Origin of the sequence: Alkalilimnicola ehrlichii (genome assembly GCF_003399765.1) — a bacterium.
GTDB lineage: Bacteria > Pseudomonadota > Gammaproteobacteria > Nitrococcales > AK92 > AK92.
Map to the genome: position 1 here is coordinate 172,550 of NZ_NFZV01000007.1, position 14,005 is coordinate 186,554.

The window sequence follows — 14,005 nt, forward strand, 5'->3', positions numbered from 1 at the left end:
TATCCACAACATATCAACATGCGATCCCCGCATATCCCCTATATCTTGTGGTCGCCGGGAATTCTACCCCATATATCGGGGTCCTACCAGCTTCTAATCAAGGCCGCCCTAAAGCCCTGAACAAGCTGATAAAGAAGAAGCCAGCGAGGCAGGAGAAGCCATCTTTCGATCAAAAACAAACAAACCGGAAGAAGTCGCTACCGACTTTTCGGCTCCTGCAGCAGCAACCCGAGGCAGAAACGGGGTAAGCGTTGAGTCGTTATCGCGGAGTGGCGTTGCCTTTCTCTGAAAGGCTGCTTCAGCGTGCTTTTAGCAGGTATCCGAGGCCGGCAAACCGGCCTTACCGTGCACAGCCAACGGATCGTGGCCGAGGAAACGCATAATAGGACGCTCCAAGCGCATCGCATCATGATAGCCGAGCTTGATCAACTCATGGCAAAAGCCCGGCTCGAACAACAAATAACTCATAAGCGTCGACCCTTGCCCCGAGGTCGCTCCGCTACCGCGCAGAAACATCCTCAAGGTTCGCGGCAAATCCTCCGCGTGCTCCGCGGCGATAACGTCTAGGGGTTGGCTGGGGTAAATCTTTAGAACATCGATTTTTCGCAAGCGGTCGGCACCGTCAAACACCTGCCCTGCCGGCATTTGCTCTAACGTGCGGTTAATTCGCTCCAGGCGTTCGACATCGCCTTCCAAACTGTCGACAAAGGCGCTATTTAGCACGTGCCCAAGAATATGGGCGACGGACGGATAGCCAGGGTCCGTGTTATCGACCGGCGCCTGCATAATCTCGGCATTCGCGCTTACGCCAATAACCAGGATACGGTCGGCGCCAAGATGCAAAGCCGGACTTAAGGGAGCCAGCTGGCGCACCGAACCGTCGCCAAAGTACTGGTCGCCGAGCCGCACGGCCGGGAAAACGGCGGGAATCGCCGCTGATGCAAGCAGGTGCTCTGGCGCCAGCAACGCCGGCACTCCCAACCGACGCGAGCGGCGCCAAGGGCGAATATCGCCATGCCCCTGGTAAAAGCTCACCGACTCGCCCGTCGTATACCCAGAAGCGGTAATGCTTAAGGCGTGCAAATCGCCGGCATCGACAGCAGCTTGTATCCGCCGGAAATGGATGGTCCGTTCAATCAATGCCCGTAGAGGGCTGTTATCAAGCAACGATATCGGAGCCCGCCTGGGCGCCCGGCCGAGGAATAACGCGCTCATCCACTTCAGCGCGCGGCGGGAAATGACGCCCATCTCGGTGCGATATACCTGCTCGCTGCTCAAATGACGCCATACCGATTCCACGCCTAAAACGCCGGCACGAAACCGACCGGCATGCGTTGCCAAGCTGCCGCATTCAAACCGCCGGCGGAAGTACCGCAAATTACCGGAAAAGGGTTATGCACATCGCGCGGCAATAGCTCGGCAATCGCTTTCAGCACCCCAACTTGGTAGGCGGCACGGGCCCCACCGCCCGATAAAATAAGCGCCGTTTTCTTCTGCTGCTCGCCGCTTGCCACAGGCTTTTTCCTCATCACGAGGGAAGTCATTAGTTCAAATGCTTCATTCATTAGTGTCTAATATGATTAATTATCTCAATAAGGAATCTGGTGTCGAGAACGAGTCCTCAAACGACGGCAGCAACCACTATCCGTACCAGGCTCGGCCTCCGAAACCTCCCCGCTCACTCAGGGATCACGCCACACGCAATGCGGGTGCCGCCGCCCCCATTCGGCTCGGGGTCGTCGGAGTAATTATCGCCGCCTTCGTACACCACTAAGGATAGCCCCGGAACATCGTCTAGCGTCAAACGCGGCGCCAACACCGGATCTGTCGCAGACCCATCGGCTCGTACATAAAGAATCGGCAAATTGCCCAAATAGCCGTCACCATACGGTCCCTCATGCCGCCCCGTCTCATGCGGATCATAGGGCCCCCGGCCGCCATACCAGCTTTTCCATGTCCTTGGTCTTCACCTGGCTCGCAACGGGGATACTCATGCAAATGAAACCCGCGCGCACCTGGCGGCAAGCCTTGCAAATCGGGCGTCAACAATAAGCCGCCCGCGTGGTCCGCTAGTTCGACCGTCCCAATTGCCTGGCCAACGCCGTCATCGTCGATGCTATGCATCTCCACAGTGACTGCTTGCGCGTTGTTCCATAGCCCACCGAGCATAAGCCCGAGGGCAATTTTCCAGCACTTCATCGGACCACCTGCACAAGGCTTGTATTTGTTAGCGATAAAGCCCTTCAGTCATCCAAGGTAAAGCCGATCTTAAGGGTAACTTGCCAGTGCGCGACATCGCCATCGACGATATGCCCACGGGTTTCCACGACCTCGAACCAGTGCATGTTGTGCAAAGTCTTGGCAGCTTTAGTTACCGCGTTGCGCACGGCATGCTCCATGCTCTGCTGCGACGAGCCGGTCAGCTCGATCGACTTATAGACGTGATCGCTCATGATGGCTCCCGTTACTGTCGATGCGGTTCATCCAGGAAATATGGCCTCCGGCCACGGATGCCAAACGTGAACGAAACACGGCGTTGCACCTCTGACTCAATAGGCGTACCGGTGTTTCCTTTTGGCTATGACGGAACATACAAATAAGTACAGGCGAGGGTCGCGAAACTCGCGACGCAGTCAGCGGCAGGACATGGGGCTCGCGGCGGCTGGACGTCTCGGCAAGGAATCATGCCGACCATGCGCACGGCAGTCGCAACGCGATAGCCGTGCAAGAACGCCCCAACACGAGAGCAATAGGCGGTATCCAGCGTGAGTCAAAATCTTTCTCTACACGACTTGTCGATCTTGCTAGTCGAGCCCTCATCGACCCAGGCACGCATTATCGTCGAGCATCTGGCCAATGTAGGGCTCAATAAAATCGAAGTGGTCCACAACGGCCGAGACGCCCTGACCGAAATGAAACGCCATGTTCCGGACCTGGTGCTCAGCGCTATGTACTTCGAGGACATGACCGGCTCCGACTTGGTAGAGACGATGCGGTCGGACTCGATGCTTGAGTACACGCCGTTTATTCTGGTTTCCAGCGAAACGCATCCGCACAATCTTGAGCCGATACGGCAAGCCGGTGTCTTGGCGATTCTCCCCAAGCCGTTCGATCTCGCGGATTTAAAGCGAGCGCTCTATGGAAGTTTAGAATTCCTCGATCCGGAAGCACTGGAAGTCAGCCATATCGATGTCGAGGATCTGCGGGTATTAGTCGTCGACGACAGCCGCTTCTCGCAACGGCATATTCAGCACATATTGCATCAACTCGGTATTGAGCACATCAGCTTAGCGCCGAACGGCCGGGAAGCGGCGGAATTGATCCGCGACGAGCGGTTCGATTTGGTGGTAACGGACTACAACATGCCCGAAATGGACGGCCAGCAACTAGTCTCCTACATCCGCAACCTTAGCGACCAACCCGAGCTACCCGTCCTGATGGTAACCTGCGAGCGAGACGACTCCCGCTTGGCTTCGGTAAGGCAAGCCGGCGTCTCGGCACTGTGCGATAAGCCGTTCGACGTTGCCAACATACGCGAGATTGCACGCAACCTGCTGACACTGTAACCGAGGAAACGCCAAAGCCGGATCGATTCAGGCAGCCGTTCGCAACGCCTCTTGCAAGATGGCACCGATAGCCTTCCAATCTTGCGGCACATCGGCAATTGCCTCGATCCGGCTTTCACCGCGATAGATACTCGATTCGACACTGAGTCTGCCGCCAACTGTCTGCACGGCCAAGGCCTCGCCGCCCAATTGAAATACGCCCTTTAAACGCGCCATGTGCTTATGCGCCGCCAAGCCGGCCACTAAGCGGTCGGCCACGAACACATCACTGGGGTGAAAAATCCAGCCACAGGCATACATCCCCTGCCCCGAGCTTTCCCTCATAACCGGTCGCCCAGGTTGCGGCTGCGTCTGGTCGAAGCCTGCCGTTACCGCCAACGCGTTCTCGCCCTCATGCGCATGGTCCGGATGCATCGGTAGCGGTTTATCGAGAGACATCCCGTCCAACCAAGCAAAGGGCAAGGCACCGTGTTCGATCTCCGCGGTACGCATCGCGCCCCGTTCGGCCGCAAAAGCATAAAAATCCGCCTTTTCCTCAGCGGTAAGAACATCGCCTTTGCTCGCCACCAGCAAATCCGCCATGGCCACCTGATCGCGCAACAGCGGGGAATGTCTAAACTTGGGCTCGGCAAGCCGTCGGGGATCGACAAGGCATAAGGTCTGACGCAACTCGACGGCAGCACTCAGCTCATTTTGAGCACCGTAACAACCCGCGCCGGATGCCCCAAGCCGCTCGGCTCGATGAGCAAACGATCCGGTTTTACCTTACGCAGAATATCGGTTAATGCGACCCGGAGCGGCACGCCTAAGGTACAGCAGAGGCAGCCACCGGCAAGTTCGCGCACGACAACGCCATCGATCTGTGGGAGTAGTGCCTGGTCAACCGAAACCGCCCCGAATTCATTAACCAGAACGGCCCAACGTTCGCCTTCTGGACGATGCTCCAGCAGATGGGAAATAGCGGTAGTTTTGCCGGCGCCAAGCGGCCCGGTTATCAGATTGGTAGGCACCCGATGCGGCATATGCACTCCTTGCAAAGAATGGGAGCAGCCTAAACTCGAACCTCGTTCGGATAACTTCAAGCGCCTGAATAATAAGGCCAGACTCACGTAGAAGCAACGAGCCCCTAACGGGCGGCCGATCACCGCCCCTATCGTTTATCGCTCGCTGCCGTATCGGCGCGTAGCGCTGCGGCGTCGGCCGCACACAAAAAAGCCGGCGCAAAGGCCGGCCAGATGCTCAACCGCGCCGGTTTACATACCGCCGCCGTCCTCGTCCTGCGCCGGAGCGCCGAAGCCGTCGTCCTGCTGCGGAGCGCCGAAGCCTTCATCCTGTTGCGGCGCACCCTGGCCAGCCGGCGGCTGTTCAAAGTCGCCCATCCCGTCCTGACCGCCGGACTCGCAACCGGCGAGCGCGAACAGACCGAGAACGAAAGCGAACAATGCTGCTACGGATACCTTACGCATGATAATGCTGAGCCTCCTTAGAGTGGCCTTTTGTGAATTGTCATCCCGTGTATAGCAGGCACCGTGCCAAGTGCACGCCGATCGTGAGCAACTCGCTGGAGAGCCTTTGCTGACGCAACTTTCAGCGCAGGCGCCGCTGCGATGAGACTCGATTAGCGAGTAGTTAAACCGAAAGTTACGGTGTTCATACTTGACTCATGCCCGGGCGGGAGTCCGGTTCAGGCTGGGCGTATCAACGACGAAATCGTTCGTCTGCGCGGCCAATATCCCGATATTCCGGTGTACGCGGTTGTTGAGGATATGTGTGCCTCGGGAGCGTATTACATAGCGGTGGCAGCCGAGCAGATTTATGTCGATAAAGCCAGTATGGTGGGTTCTATCGGTGCCGTGATGAGCACGTTCGGTTTTACCGAGGCGCTGGATAAACTGGGGGTCGAGCGGCGTTTATATACCGCTGGAGAGCAGAAGGGGTTTCTCGACCCCTTTTTGCCCGCCTCCGAGCAGGATGAGCGGCATGTCCAGTCGATGCTCGATGAAATTTACTTGCAGTTTGTCGACGTGGTTCGCGACGGGCGTGGGGATCGCTTGCCGGAAGATGCCGACGTGTTCAATGGTCTTATTTGGACTGGCGAGCGCAGTATCGAGTTGGGCTTGGCCGATGAACTCGGTAGTACGGAATTCGTTGCTCGGGAAGTCATTGGTGCGCCGGAGCTGGTCGATTATACGCCTCGATTGGATTTCTTTTCGCAGTTTGCTGAGCGGATAGGGGCGTCCGCGGGCGCGCGTATAGCGGCTTTCCTCGGCGGTGAGGGCGTATCGCCTAGTTTTTGAGCCGGCCTTGTTGGCGGGAGGTGCTGTGCAGACGTCCCGCCGCCTTATTTCGACGGCGTTGCTAACCGTTGAGTCCGTGGAGGGGGAGGGTTAGGGGATAGTCACGCCTTCTTGCGCCAACATCGAGACGAGCTGGATTAAAGGTAGCCCGATAAGGCTATTGGGGTCGTTGCCCTCCAAGCGCTCGAACAGTGCGATCCCAAGCCCCTCTGCTTTGAAGCTTCCTGCGCATTGGTAGGGCTGTTCGTTACTGAGGTAACGCTCTATCTGCTCGTCGCTTAAGTCTCTAAAGTGGACAGCATAGCGCTCGGTAGCGGTTTGTATACGGCCGGTGGCGCTGTTGAGTAGGCTAAGTCCGGTAAAGAAAACAACCTTGCGGCCGGATGCTTTGCGTAGCTGTTCTCTGGCGCGCGAGTGATCTCCGGGCTTGCCGAGCACCTCGTCGTCGAGGGTGGCGGCTTGATCGGACCCGATGATCAGATGTTGCGGGTAACGGCTTGCCACCGCCTGGGCTTTTTCGCGGGAAAGGCGAGCGACGTATTCGGCGGGCGCTTCGTTGTCCAGGCGCGTCTCGTCAATATCCGGCGAACATACTTCATAGCCAACGGCGAGCCGATCGAGTAACGCACGGCGATAGGGTGAGCTTGATGCTAATACCAGCATGAGCGGATCTCCTTGTCTTTTCGATCTTGTGGCGGCGCCGGGGTGAGGGCTGTGCGCGCTTGGCGCGTTGCCCTTCCTGGGCGAGAAGGGCTTGGCGCGTAGCGCAACTTATGCAGTGTTCCCTTTATGGTCAAGGAAAATGTGAACGCTTTGGTGCAGCGCGTTTTGACAGGCCTTCCCCGCACGGTTAATATTCGCGCCTTATGTTGGCTACGCCGCTTCCAGAATATCTCGATCCGCTGCGTCTGGCGGATAAAAACGCCGAGCTGAAAGGAGTGCTTCCTTTACGGCTTCTGAGGCGTTTGTGCGACAGCCTAGCCTCTGATGTAGGGGAAGCTGAAGTTGTGCTGCGCTTTGGGCGCGACCAAGGCGGTCGCCCTATCGTCGAGGGGCGTGTGCGGGCCAAAGTCGAGCGTATTTGCCAACGCTGCCTTGAGGCATGCGAGGAGTCCATCGACACCCAACTGTTGTTGGGGATCGTTGGTTCCGAGGCGGAGGCGGAGTTGTTGCCTTCGGAGTACGATCCTTGGTTGGTAAGCGACCGAGAGCGGACTTCGACGTTGATCGAAGATGAACTGATTCTCGCTTTGCCCTTGCTGGCATTGCATGACAAAGAGATTGATTGTATACCGCAGGAGGCGCTTAGCGCCGGCAACGGTAGCATAGCCGAGACGGCGCAAAAGCGGGAAAACCCGTTTGCCGCACTCGCCGATTTAAAGAACCGAAACCATCAAGACTAGCATTAGGAGACTGCGCTATGGCCGTTCAGCAAAACCGCAAGACTCCGTCCAAGCGTGGCATGCGGCGTTCCCATGATGCCCTCGAGGCGTCTACGCTGTCTGTTGAGCCGACGACGGGTGAAACTCACCGCCGCCATCACATCAGCCCGGATGGATACTACCGCGGGCGGAAAGTCCTGCCTGGAAAAGGCGAGTAAGCCATTCGAATACCGCCGCCATTGCCCGCCTATGACAGAGGGTGGCAATGGCGGAGTCCGGTCCACTTCCTAAATTTGTAACGGCCGCCTGTCAAATATGCCAAACGCAGCGACTATCGCCCTCGATGCAATGGGGGGCGACCACGGGCCCGATGTGGTTGTGCCCGCAGCTCTGGCCGTGTTGGAGCGCGACCGTCGGGTTAAACTGGTGCTCGTCGGTGACGAGGCTGTGCTCGGGCCAATGCTCGAACGGCACGGTACCAGCCAAAACGCACGACTGCGTATCCATCACGCATCTCAACAGGTGGGCATGGACGAGCCTCCTTCCCAAGCGCTCCGATTGAAGAAGGACTCTTCGATGCGGGTTGCTATTAACCTTGTTAAGGCCGAACAGGCGGATGCCGCAGTCAGCGCGGGTAATACCGGTGCGCTGATGGCAACGGCGCGTTATGTCCTGAAAACGTTGCCTGGTATTGATCGGCCTGCAATTATCACGACCATTCCAAGCGTCAACGGTTATACCCGTATGCTGGATTTGGGTGCTAACGTGGATTCAAGCGCAGAGCATCTATTCCAATTCGCGGTTATGGGGTCTGTGTTGACGGAGGCGATCGATGGCCTGCAAAACCCCGTGTCGGGCTTTTGAATATCGGCGAGGAAGAAATTAAAGGCAACGATCAGGTCAAACAAGCCGCACAAATGTTGGCGAATAGTGACCTAAATTACATTGGCTATGTCGAAGGAGATGCTATCTTTCGGGGGGTAGCCGATGTGGTCGTTTGTGATGGCTTTGTCGGCAACGTCGCGTTAAAGACTACCGAAGGCGTTGCTTCGATTATCGCGCAGTTTTTGCGAGAAGAGTTTAGGCGTAATCTGTTCACGCGTTTGGCGGGTCTTGTAGCGCTTCCGGTGTTGCGTCGATTGAGACAACGGATCGATCCGCGCCAGTACAATGGTGCTAGCCTTTTAGGTTTGCGCGGTATTGTTCTTAAAAGTCACGGCGGAGCGGATGTGATAGCCTTCCAGCGTGCCATCGAAATGGCCGTGCTGGAAGTTGAAAAGGCAGTGCCGAGTTTGATCGATCAAAAACTCGACTCCCTGTTATCCAAAGGGCGCGCCTCATGATGTATGGCAGAATTACGGGAACCGGAAGTTATCTTCCGGAGCGGGTCCTGACAAACCAGGATTTGGAAAAATCGTTAATACTTCTGATCAATGGATCCGCGAGCGGTCCGGGATTCAGGAACGTCGAATTGCAGCTGAGGGCGAGACATGCGGCGATCTTGCTGCAATGGCTGCCGAGCGGGCGATAGCGAGTGCCGGCATCGATCCGGCTGAGATCGACCTATTGGTTCTGGCTACTAGTACGCCCGATGCAGCGCTGCCAAGTACCGCTTGCTTGATCCAACGGCGAATCGGTATGCGAGCGGGTAGTTGTGCCTTCGACGTTTCGGCAGCGTGCTCTGGCTTTGTGTATGCATTGAGCATCGCCGATCAGTTTCTTCGTAGCGGTGCCGCTAAGCGTGCTTTAGTGGTCGGTGCGGAAACGATGTCGCGGGTTCTTAACTGGAAGGACCGTACAACCTGCGTGCTGTTCGGCGACGGAGCCGGGGCTGTCGTGTTGGAGGCGGGCGAGGAGCCGGGCATTATCAATACCCATCTGCATGCCGATGGCGAATATTCTCGCTTGCTGCATACGGAATGGGGAACGTCGCATGGCATCGAGAAACTCATCGCGGCGCCGGAGTTGGCGGCTATTAGCATGAATGGAAGCGAGGTGTTCAAAGTGGCGGTGCGTACGCTTGGGCGCATTGTCAACGAGACGCTGGCGGCAAACGATCTGGACAAGAACGATATCGACTGGCTAATTCCTCATCAGGCCAATATTCGCATTATCGGCGCCACGGCAAAGATGCTGGACATGCCGATGGAAAAGGTCGTCGTGACCTTGCAGAAGCAAGGTAATACGTCGGCTGCCTCCATCCCTCTGGCGCTTGATACAGCAGTGCGAGACGGTCGAGTCAAGGCAGGCGATTTGTTGCTCATGGAAGCATTCGGAGGGGGCTTTACCTGGGGGTCGGCACTGGTACGCTTCTGAGCGTACTGCGTGCGGAGAAAATTGCGCGTAGGCCGCAAGGCCTTGCAGCAATTGCTTTCGCTCAGGATAAGCAATCGGATACATATTTGCTCTCTGGCCTATTTTTACGCCGGAGGCTCGCCTCATTATACGAACACGCGACCAATGGTCGACGAAGAGGCGTATCTTCAGGTGGAGAAGGTTTGATCGATGGTTAACAAAACGCTCGCCTATGTGTTTCCCGGTCAAGGCTCGCAAGCCGTAGGCATGCTTGCGGAGTTGGCTGAGGCGTACGACGTGGTTAAACGAACCTTTGACGAAGCATCCGACTCGTTAGGGTACGATTTGTGGAATTTGGTTCAGCAGGGCCCGGAGGCCGATTTGAATCGCACCGACAGGACGCAGCCCGCAATGTTGGTCGCAGGTGTTGCTGTTTGGCGCGTATTGGCGGAGCAGGGCGCGCCAAAGCCGGCATTGCTTGCCGGGCATAGTTTGGGCGAGTATACGGCCCTTGTTTGCGCCGAAGCCTTGGCTTTTGGCGACGCCGTTGCGCTAGTCGCAGATCGCGGGCGTTTTATGCAAGAAGCCGTTCCAGAGGGCGAAGGCGCGATGGCTGCCATTCTGGGCTTGGATGATGACCAAGTCCGGGCTGCCTGCGACGAGGCCGCCCAAGGCGAGGTTGTCGAGCCGGTCAATTTCAATGCGCCCGGCCAGGTTGTCATTGCAGGTGCTAAAGCGGCTGTCGAGCGCGCGGTCGATGCTGCGAAAGCCGCGGGCGCGAAACGCGCGTTGCCGCTGCCGGTCAGTGTACCGTCGCATTGCGCTTTGATGAAGCCGGCCTCGGAGCGCTTGGCTGAACGGCTGAATAATATTACGGTTAGCGCACCGACCATTCCCGTCGTTCATAATGCCGACGTTAGTAAAGCAGGCGATGCGGATGCGGTACGCGAGCGCTTGGTTAGGCAGCTGTATAGTCCCGTGCGCTGGGTGGAGACCATTCAAGGCATGGCGTCTGAAGGTATAGAGCAAGTCGTTGAGTGTGGCCCCGGTAAAGTCCTCGCCGGTTTGAATAAGCGAATTGTGCGGGGTATGGCGGCTACGCCGGTTTTCGATCCTGCCGGTGTCGATAAGGTGCTGGCCGATAACGAGGCGAAATAAGAATGAACTTGAAGATGGATCAAGAGGTCGCACTGGTAACGGGTGCGAGCCGCGGTTTAGGAAGGGCCATTGCTCTGGAGCTAGGTAGTCTCGGGGCAACCGTGATCGGCACCGCTACCAGCGAGAAGGGAGCGGAGGCGATTAGCGCCGGGCTTGCCGAGGCAGGTGTTAAAGGTGTCGGCATGGTCTTGAACGTAACCGATGCGGAGAACATCGCTGCGGTTATTAAAGAGATCGGCGAACGCTTTGGTGCGCCAACAGTATTGGTGAACAATGCGGGTATTACCCGCGACAACCTCATGATGCGCATGAAGGACGACGAATGGGAGTCGATTATCGACACCAACTTAACGTCGGCGTATCGCGTAATCAAAGCCTGCCTGCGTGCCATGATGAAGGCAAAGCATGGTCGCATCATTAATATTTCGTCCGTCGTCGGCGCCACCGGTAACCCCGGTCAAGCCAATTATGCCGCTGCTAAGGCTGGGCTGGTTGGTTTGACGAAATCGCTAGCTCGCGAGCTGGGCTCTCGGGGGATTACTGTCAATGCCGTGGCCCCCGGATTTATCGATACCGACATGACGCGGGAGCTGCCGGAAGCCAGCCGTACCGCGTTGTTGGACCAGATTCCGCTTGGCCAGCTGGGCCAGCCCGAGGATATCGCTGCGGCCGTCGCCTTTCTGGCGTCTCCCGCCGGCGGCTACATCAGCGGCGAAACCCTGCATGTCAATGGCGGAATGCATATGAGCTAGGCCGAATTCGTTGCCGAGTGGCGCGAGTCAGGGTCTTCACATACAATACGCCCGCAGTTATACATCCGTGCCGGGCGCAACGTGAGAGGAAAAGACTGATGAGTAGCATCGAAGAACGCGTTAAGAAGATCGTTGTAGAACAGCTGGGAGTGAAAGAAGAAGAGGTTAATGGTGAAGCCTCCTTCGTTGACGATCTCGGCGCCGATTCGCTTGACACCGTCGAACTGGTGATGGCTCTGGAAGAGGAATTCGAGTGCGAAATTCCTGACGAAGAAGCCGAGAAGATCACCACTGTTCAGCAGGCAATCGATTACGTTAAACAGCACCTGGGCGAGTAAGCCTCTAGGTGCTTCTGCCGCCTTAACCGGCGATATTGCAGGGCCGGTTTTCCGGCCCTGACTTATTTCTCGGTTACGAGATTGAGAGGTGTATCTTGTCCAAACGGCGTGTTGTAGTCACCGGAATGGGGATTGTTTCTCCGGTGGGCAGTTCCGTTAAGGAAGCCTGGGATAACATTCTCGCCGGCAGGAGCGGGATAGCCCCGATCGATAAATTCGATACGTCCAATTTCTCGGTTCGCTTCGGCGGTACGGTTCAAGGGTTTGAACTGGCCGAATATCTGAGCGCGAAAGATGCCCGCAAAATGGACCCGTTTATCCATTACGGGATCGGTGCCGCAGTGCAAGCGCTTCGGGACTCCGGCTTGGAGGTGTCCGAGGAAAATGCCGAGCGGATCGGTGTTGCCATCGGCTCCGGTATCGGTGGTATCGGCACTATCGAGAAGAATTGCGTCGCTTATCAGGAAGGGGGCCGCGGAAGATTTCGCCCTTCTTCGTACCAAGCGCAATTATCAATATGATTTCTGGGCACTTGTCGATCATGTACGGCTTTAAGGGGCCGAACATTTCGGTCGTCACTGCCTGCACGACTGCCGCTCATAACATCGGAGAGGCAGCGCGTATTATTCAATATGGCGATGCCGACGTAATGTTCGCAGGCGGCGCCGAATATGCCACCACGGAACTTGGCTTGGGCGGATTTGCCGCTGCGCGCGCCTTATCGACGCGCAACGACGACCCACAGGCGGCAAGCCGGCCTTGGGACAAAGAGCGTGACGGTTTTGTGCTATCCGACGGAGCCGGTGTTTTAGTATTGGAAGAGTATGAACACGCTAAAAAACGTGGTGCGACCATTTACGGTGAGCTGATCGGTTACGGTATGAGCGGAGATGCTTACCATATGACTCTGCCTGCGGAGGGTGGAGACGGCGCGAAGCGCTGTATGCTGAACGCGTTTCGCGATGCCGGCATCAACCCGGACGAAGTCGATTACATCAACGCCCACGGGACTTCCACCCCGGCCGGCGACCGTGCGGAAAGCGACGCGGTTAAAGGGGCGCTTGGCGATAAGGCGTATAAGGTTGCCGTGAGTTCTACCAAGTCGATGACGGGCCACTTACTGGGTGCGGCCGGCGGGATCGAAGCAATCTTTACGTTGCTTGCACTACGCGATCAAGTTGCGCCGCCGACGATCAACTATACGACGCCCGATCCGGAATGCGACCTGGATTATGTGCCGAACGAAGCGCGCGCCATGAAGATCGACATAGCATTGTCGAATTCGTTCGGCTTCGGTGGTACGAACGGTAGCGTATTGTTCCGCCGGCTGAAATAAAGCGGCGACGCCAAGTTTAATGATTTTGATCAACGGTCGGCGACAGCGTGTGCATGATATCGCTGACCGAGCTTTTGCCTACGGCGACGGTTTGTTCGAAACCGTCGCCGTTGTTCATTCTAAACCCCGCCTTTGGAATCTCCATTTAAAGCGTTTGTATCTTGGCTGCGACCGACTCGGTTTGCCGCGGCCGGACGAGGAACAACTGCTTTATGAAGCGGAAATGCTGTGTAAGGGAGTGACGGGCGGTGTGTTAAAGCTTATTTGGAGTGCCGGTGTCGGTGGGCGAGGGTTTCGTCGTGCCGGTGCGGAACCGACTCGCGTCCTGATTCGGAGCGAGCTGCCGCGTTACCCGAAACAGTGGTGGAGGGATGGCGTGGCGGTGCGTTGGTGTCAATTGCGTTTGGCCCGTCAGCCGCAGCTTGCCGGAATTAAGCACCTTAACCGTTTGGAACAAGTTTTGGCGCGTGCCGAATGGGAGACGCCGTCGGTTGCCGAAGGCATTTTGCTGTCGGACAATGGAGCGGTGGTCGAGGGCACTATGACCAATCTTTTCATCGTGCGAGGGAATGTCTTATATACGCCAGCGTTAACGGAGGCGGGCGTTGCAGGCGTTATGCGTGAGCATCTGCTTGCGCTGGCTGCCGCTTTGGAGTTGCAAACACAGGTGACGCGTCTGGAACCGGAGGACGTCGTCGTGGCGGACGAGGTGTTTGTGAGTAACAGCCTGATCGGGTTGTGGCCGGTTACGGAATTAGACGGCACACCCTATCCGGTCGGCCCTGTAAGCCAACGTTTACTGGTCGAGCTGCGGGCGCGGGAGGATATTCCCGACTGGTTTACTGCCTAACGACGAGATACGCATGAAAAAATCATAGCCC

15 protein-coding genes and 4 pseudogenes are annotated in these 14,005 nt (G+C 57.0%); 11 read left to right on the forward strand and 8 right to left on the reverse strand.

The features are described from left to right. Positions 1 to 309 precede the first annotated feature (309 nt). The 4 genes and pseudogenes from CAI21_RS09120 to CAI21_RS09130 form a co-directional block, all read right to left on the reverse strand. Complete coding sequence (locus tag CAI21_RS09120) at positions 310 to 1,299, reverse strand: patatin-like phospholipase family protein (protein ID WP_258868922.1); 990 nt, start codon at positions 1,297 to 1,299, stop codon at positions 310 to 312. Positions 1,300 to 1,301: 2 nt separating this feature from the next. Further along, positions 1,302 to 1,514: a patatin-like phospholipase family protein gene (locus tag CAI21_RS24775; RefSeq protein WP_258868923.1), complete on the reverse strand. Its 213-nt coding sequence runs from the start codon at positions 1,512 to 1,514 to the stop codon at positions 1,302 to 1,304. Positions 1,515 to 1,678: 164 nt separating this feature from the next. After that, a pseudogene (locus CAI21_RS23740) lies at positions 1,679 to 1,915 on the reverse strand (superoxide dismutase family protein); the annotation flags it as partial. A gap of 328 nt (positions 1,916 to 2,243) precedes the next feature. Next, positions 2,244 to 2,453 (reverse strand): dodecin, encoded by a 210-nt coding sequence (locus CAI21_RS09130; protein WP_116302001.1) that lies wholly within the window; start codon positions 2,451 to 2,453, stop codon positions 2,244 to 2,246. A 312-nt stretch (positions 2,454 to 2,765) separates the two neighbouring features. Between CAI21_RS09130 and CAI21_RS09135 the strand changes: the two genes are divergently transcribed. Continuing rightward, positions 2,766 to 3,566 carry a response regulator gene (locus tag CAI21_RS09135; protein ID WP_116302002.1) on the forward strand — a complete coding sequence of 267 codons (801 nt, stop codon included), beginning with the start codon at positions 2,766 to 2,768 and terminating at the stop codon, positions 3,564 to 3,566. Positions 3,567 to 3,593: 27 nt separating this feature from the next. On the opposite strand, the gene CAI21_RS09140 is transcribed toward CAI21_RS09135, so the two are convergent. The 3 genes from CAI21_RS09140 to CAI21_RS23140 all read right to left on the reverse strand — a co-directional run bounded on the left by CAI21_RS09140 (position 3,594) and on the right by CAI21_RS23140 (position 5,032). Next, a complete protein-coding gene (locus tag CAI21_RS09140) occupies positions 3,594 to 4,148 on the reverse strand; it encodes a GTP-binding protein (RefSeq protein WP_147305075.1) in 555 nt (184 codons plus the stop codon). A gap of 101 nt (positions 4,149 to 4,249) precedes the next feature. Further along, positions 4,250 to 4,588, reverse strand: a complete 339-nt coding sequence (locus CAI21_RS09145) for a CobW family GTP-binding protein (RefSeq protein WP_116302004.1) — start codon at positions 4,586 to 4,588, stop codon at positions 4,250 to 4,252. Positions 4,589 to 4,819: 231 nt separating this feature from the next. After that, entirely contained in the window at positions 4,820 to 5,032 is a 213-nt protein-coding gene (locus CAI21_RS23140; RefSeq protein ID WP_181919344.1) for a hypothetical protein, read from the reverse strand. A 180-nt stretch (positions 5,033 to 5,212) separates the two neighbouring features. Here CAI21_RS23140 and CAI21_RS09155 point away from each other — a divergent pair, with 180 nt between their 5' ends. After that, positions 5,213 to 5,863: a S49 family peptidase gene (locus CAI21_RS09155; RefSeq protein WP_116302005.1), complete on the forward strand. Its 651-nt coding sequence runs from the start codon at positions 5,213 to 5,215 to the stop codon at positions 5,861 to 5,863. 90 nt (positions 5,864 to 5,953) lie between these two features. Here the strand turns inward: CAI21_RS09155 and CAI21_RS09160 are convergent, their stop codons facing one another. Next, the gene (locus CAI21_RS09160) at positions 5,954 to 6,526 is read right to left on the reverse strand and encodes a Maf family protein (protein WP_116302006.1); all 573 of its coding nucleotides are present in this window, start codon (positions 6,524 to 6,526) and stop codon (positions 5,954 to 5,956) included. A gap of 344 nt (positions 6,527 to 6,870) precedes the next feature. Between CAI21_RS09160 and CAI21_RS09165 the strand changes: the two genes are divergently transcribed. The 9 genes and pseudogenes from CAI21_RS09165 (at position 6,871) to pabC (ending at position 13,974) form a co-directional block, all read left to right on the forward strand. Further along, a complete protein-coding gene (locus CAI21_RS09165) occupies positions 6,871 to 7,266 on the forward strand; it encodes a YceD family protein (protein ID WP_181919345.1) in 396 nt (131 codons plus the stop codon). Between the two features lie 17 nt (positions 7,267 to 7,283). Further along, positions 7,284 to 7,463 (forward strand): 50S ribosomal protein L32, encoded by a 180-nt coding sequence (gene rpmF / locus CAI21_RS09170; protein WP_116302008.1) that lies wholly within the window; start codon positions 7,284 to 7,286, stop codon positions 7,461 to 7,463. A gap of 97 nt (positions 7,464 to 7,560) precedes the next feature. Beyond that, positions 7,561 to 8,588: pseudogene (plsX, locus tag CAI21_RS09175) on the forward strand (phosphate acyltransferase PlsX). Continuing rightward, positions 8,585 to 9,561 (forward strand): annotated as a pseudogene (locus CAI21_RS09180) (beta-ketoacyl-ACP synthase III). The pseudogenes plsX and CAI21_RS09180 overlap by 4 nt, the downstream one beginning before the upstream one ends. Positions 9,562 to 9,750: 189 nt before the next feature. Then, a complete protein-coding gene (fabD, locus tag CAI21_RS09185; protein WP_116302010.1) occupies positions 9,751 to 10,698 on the forward strand; it encodes an ACP S-malonyltransferase in 948 nt (315 codons plus the stop codon). 2 nt (positions 10,699 to 10,700) lie between these two features. Beyond that, positions 10,701 to 11,450, forward strand: a complete 750-nt coding sequence (gene fabG / locus CAI21_RS09190; protein ID WP_181919346.1) for a 3-oxoacyl-ACP reductase FabG — start codon at positions 10,701 to 10,703, stop codon at positions 11,448 to 11,450. Between the two features lie 98 nt (positions 11,451 to 11,548). Beyond that, positions 11,549 to 11,788 carry an acyl carrier protein gene (acpP, locus tag CAI21_RS09195; protein WP_116302011.1) on the forward strand — a complete coding sequence of 80 codons (240 nt, stop codon included), beginning with the start codon at positions 11,549 to 11,551 and terminating at the stop codon, positions 11,786 to 11,788. A gap of 95 nt (positions 11,789 to 11,883) precedes the next feature. Continuing rightward, positions 11,884 to 13,124, forward strand: a pseudogene (fabF, locus tag CAI21_RS09200) (beta-ketoacyl-ACP synthase II). Positions 13,125 to 13,143: 19 nt separating this feature from the next. Then, complete coding sequence (gene pabC / locus CAI21_RS09205) at positions 13,144 to 13,974, forward strand: aminodeoxychorismate lyase (RefSeq protein ID WP_116302012.1); 831 nt, start codon at positions 13,144 to 13,146, stop codon at positions 13,972 to 13,974. Positions 13,975 to 14,005 lie beyond the last annotated feature (31 nt).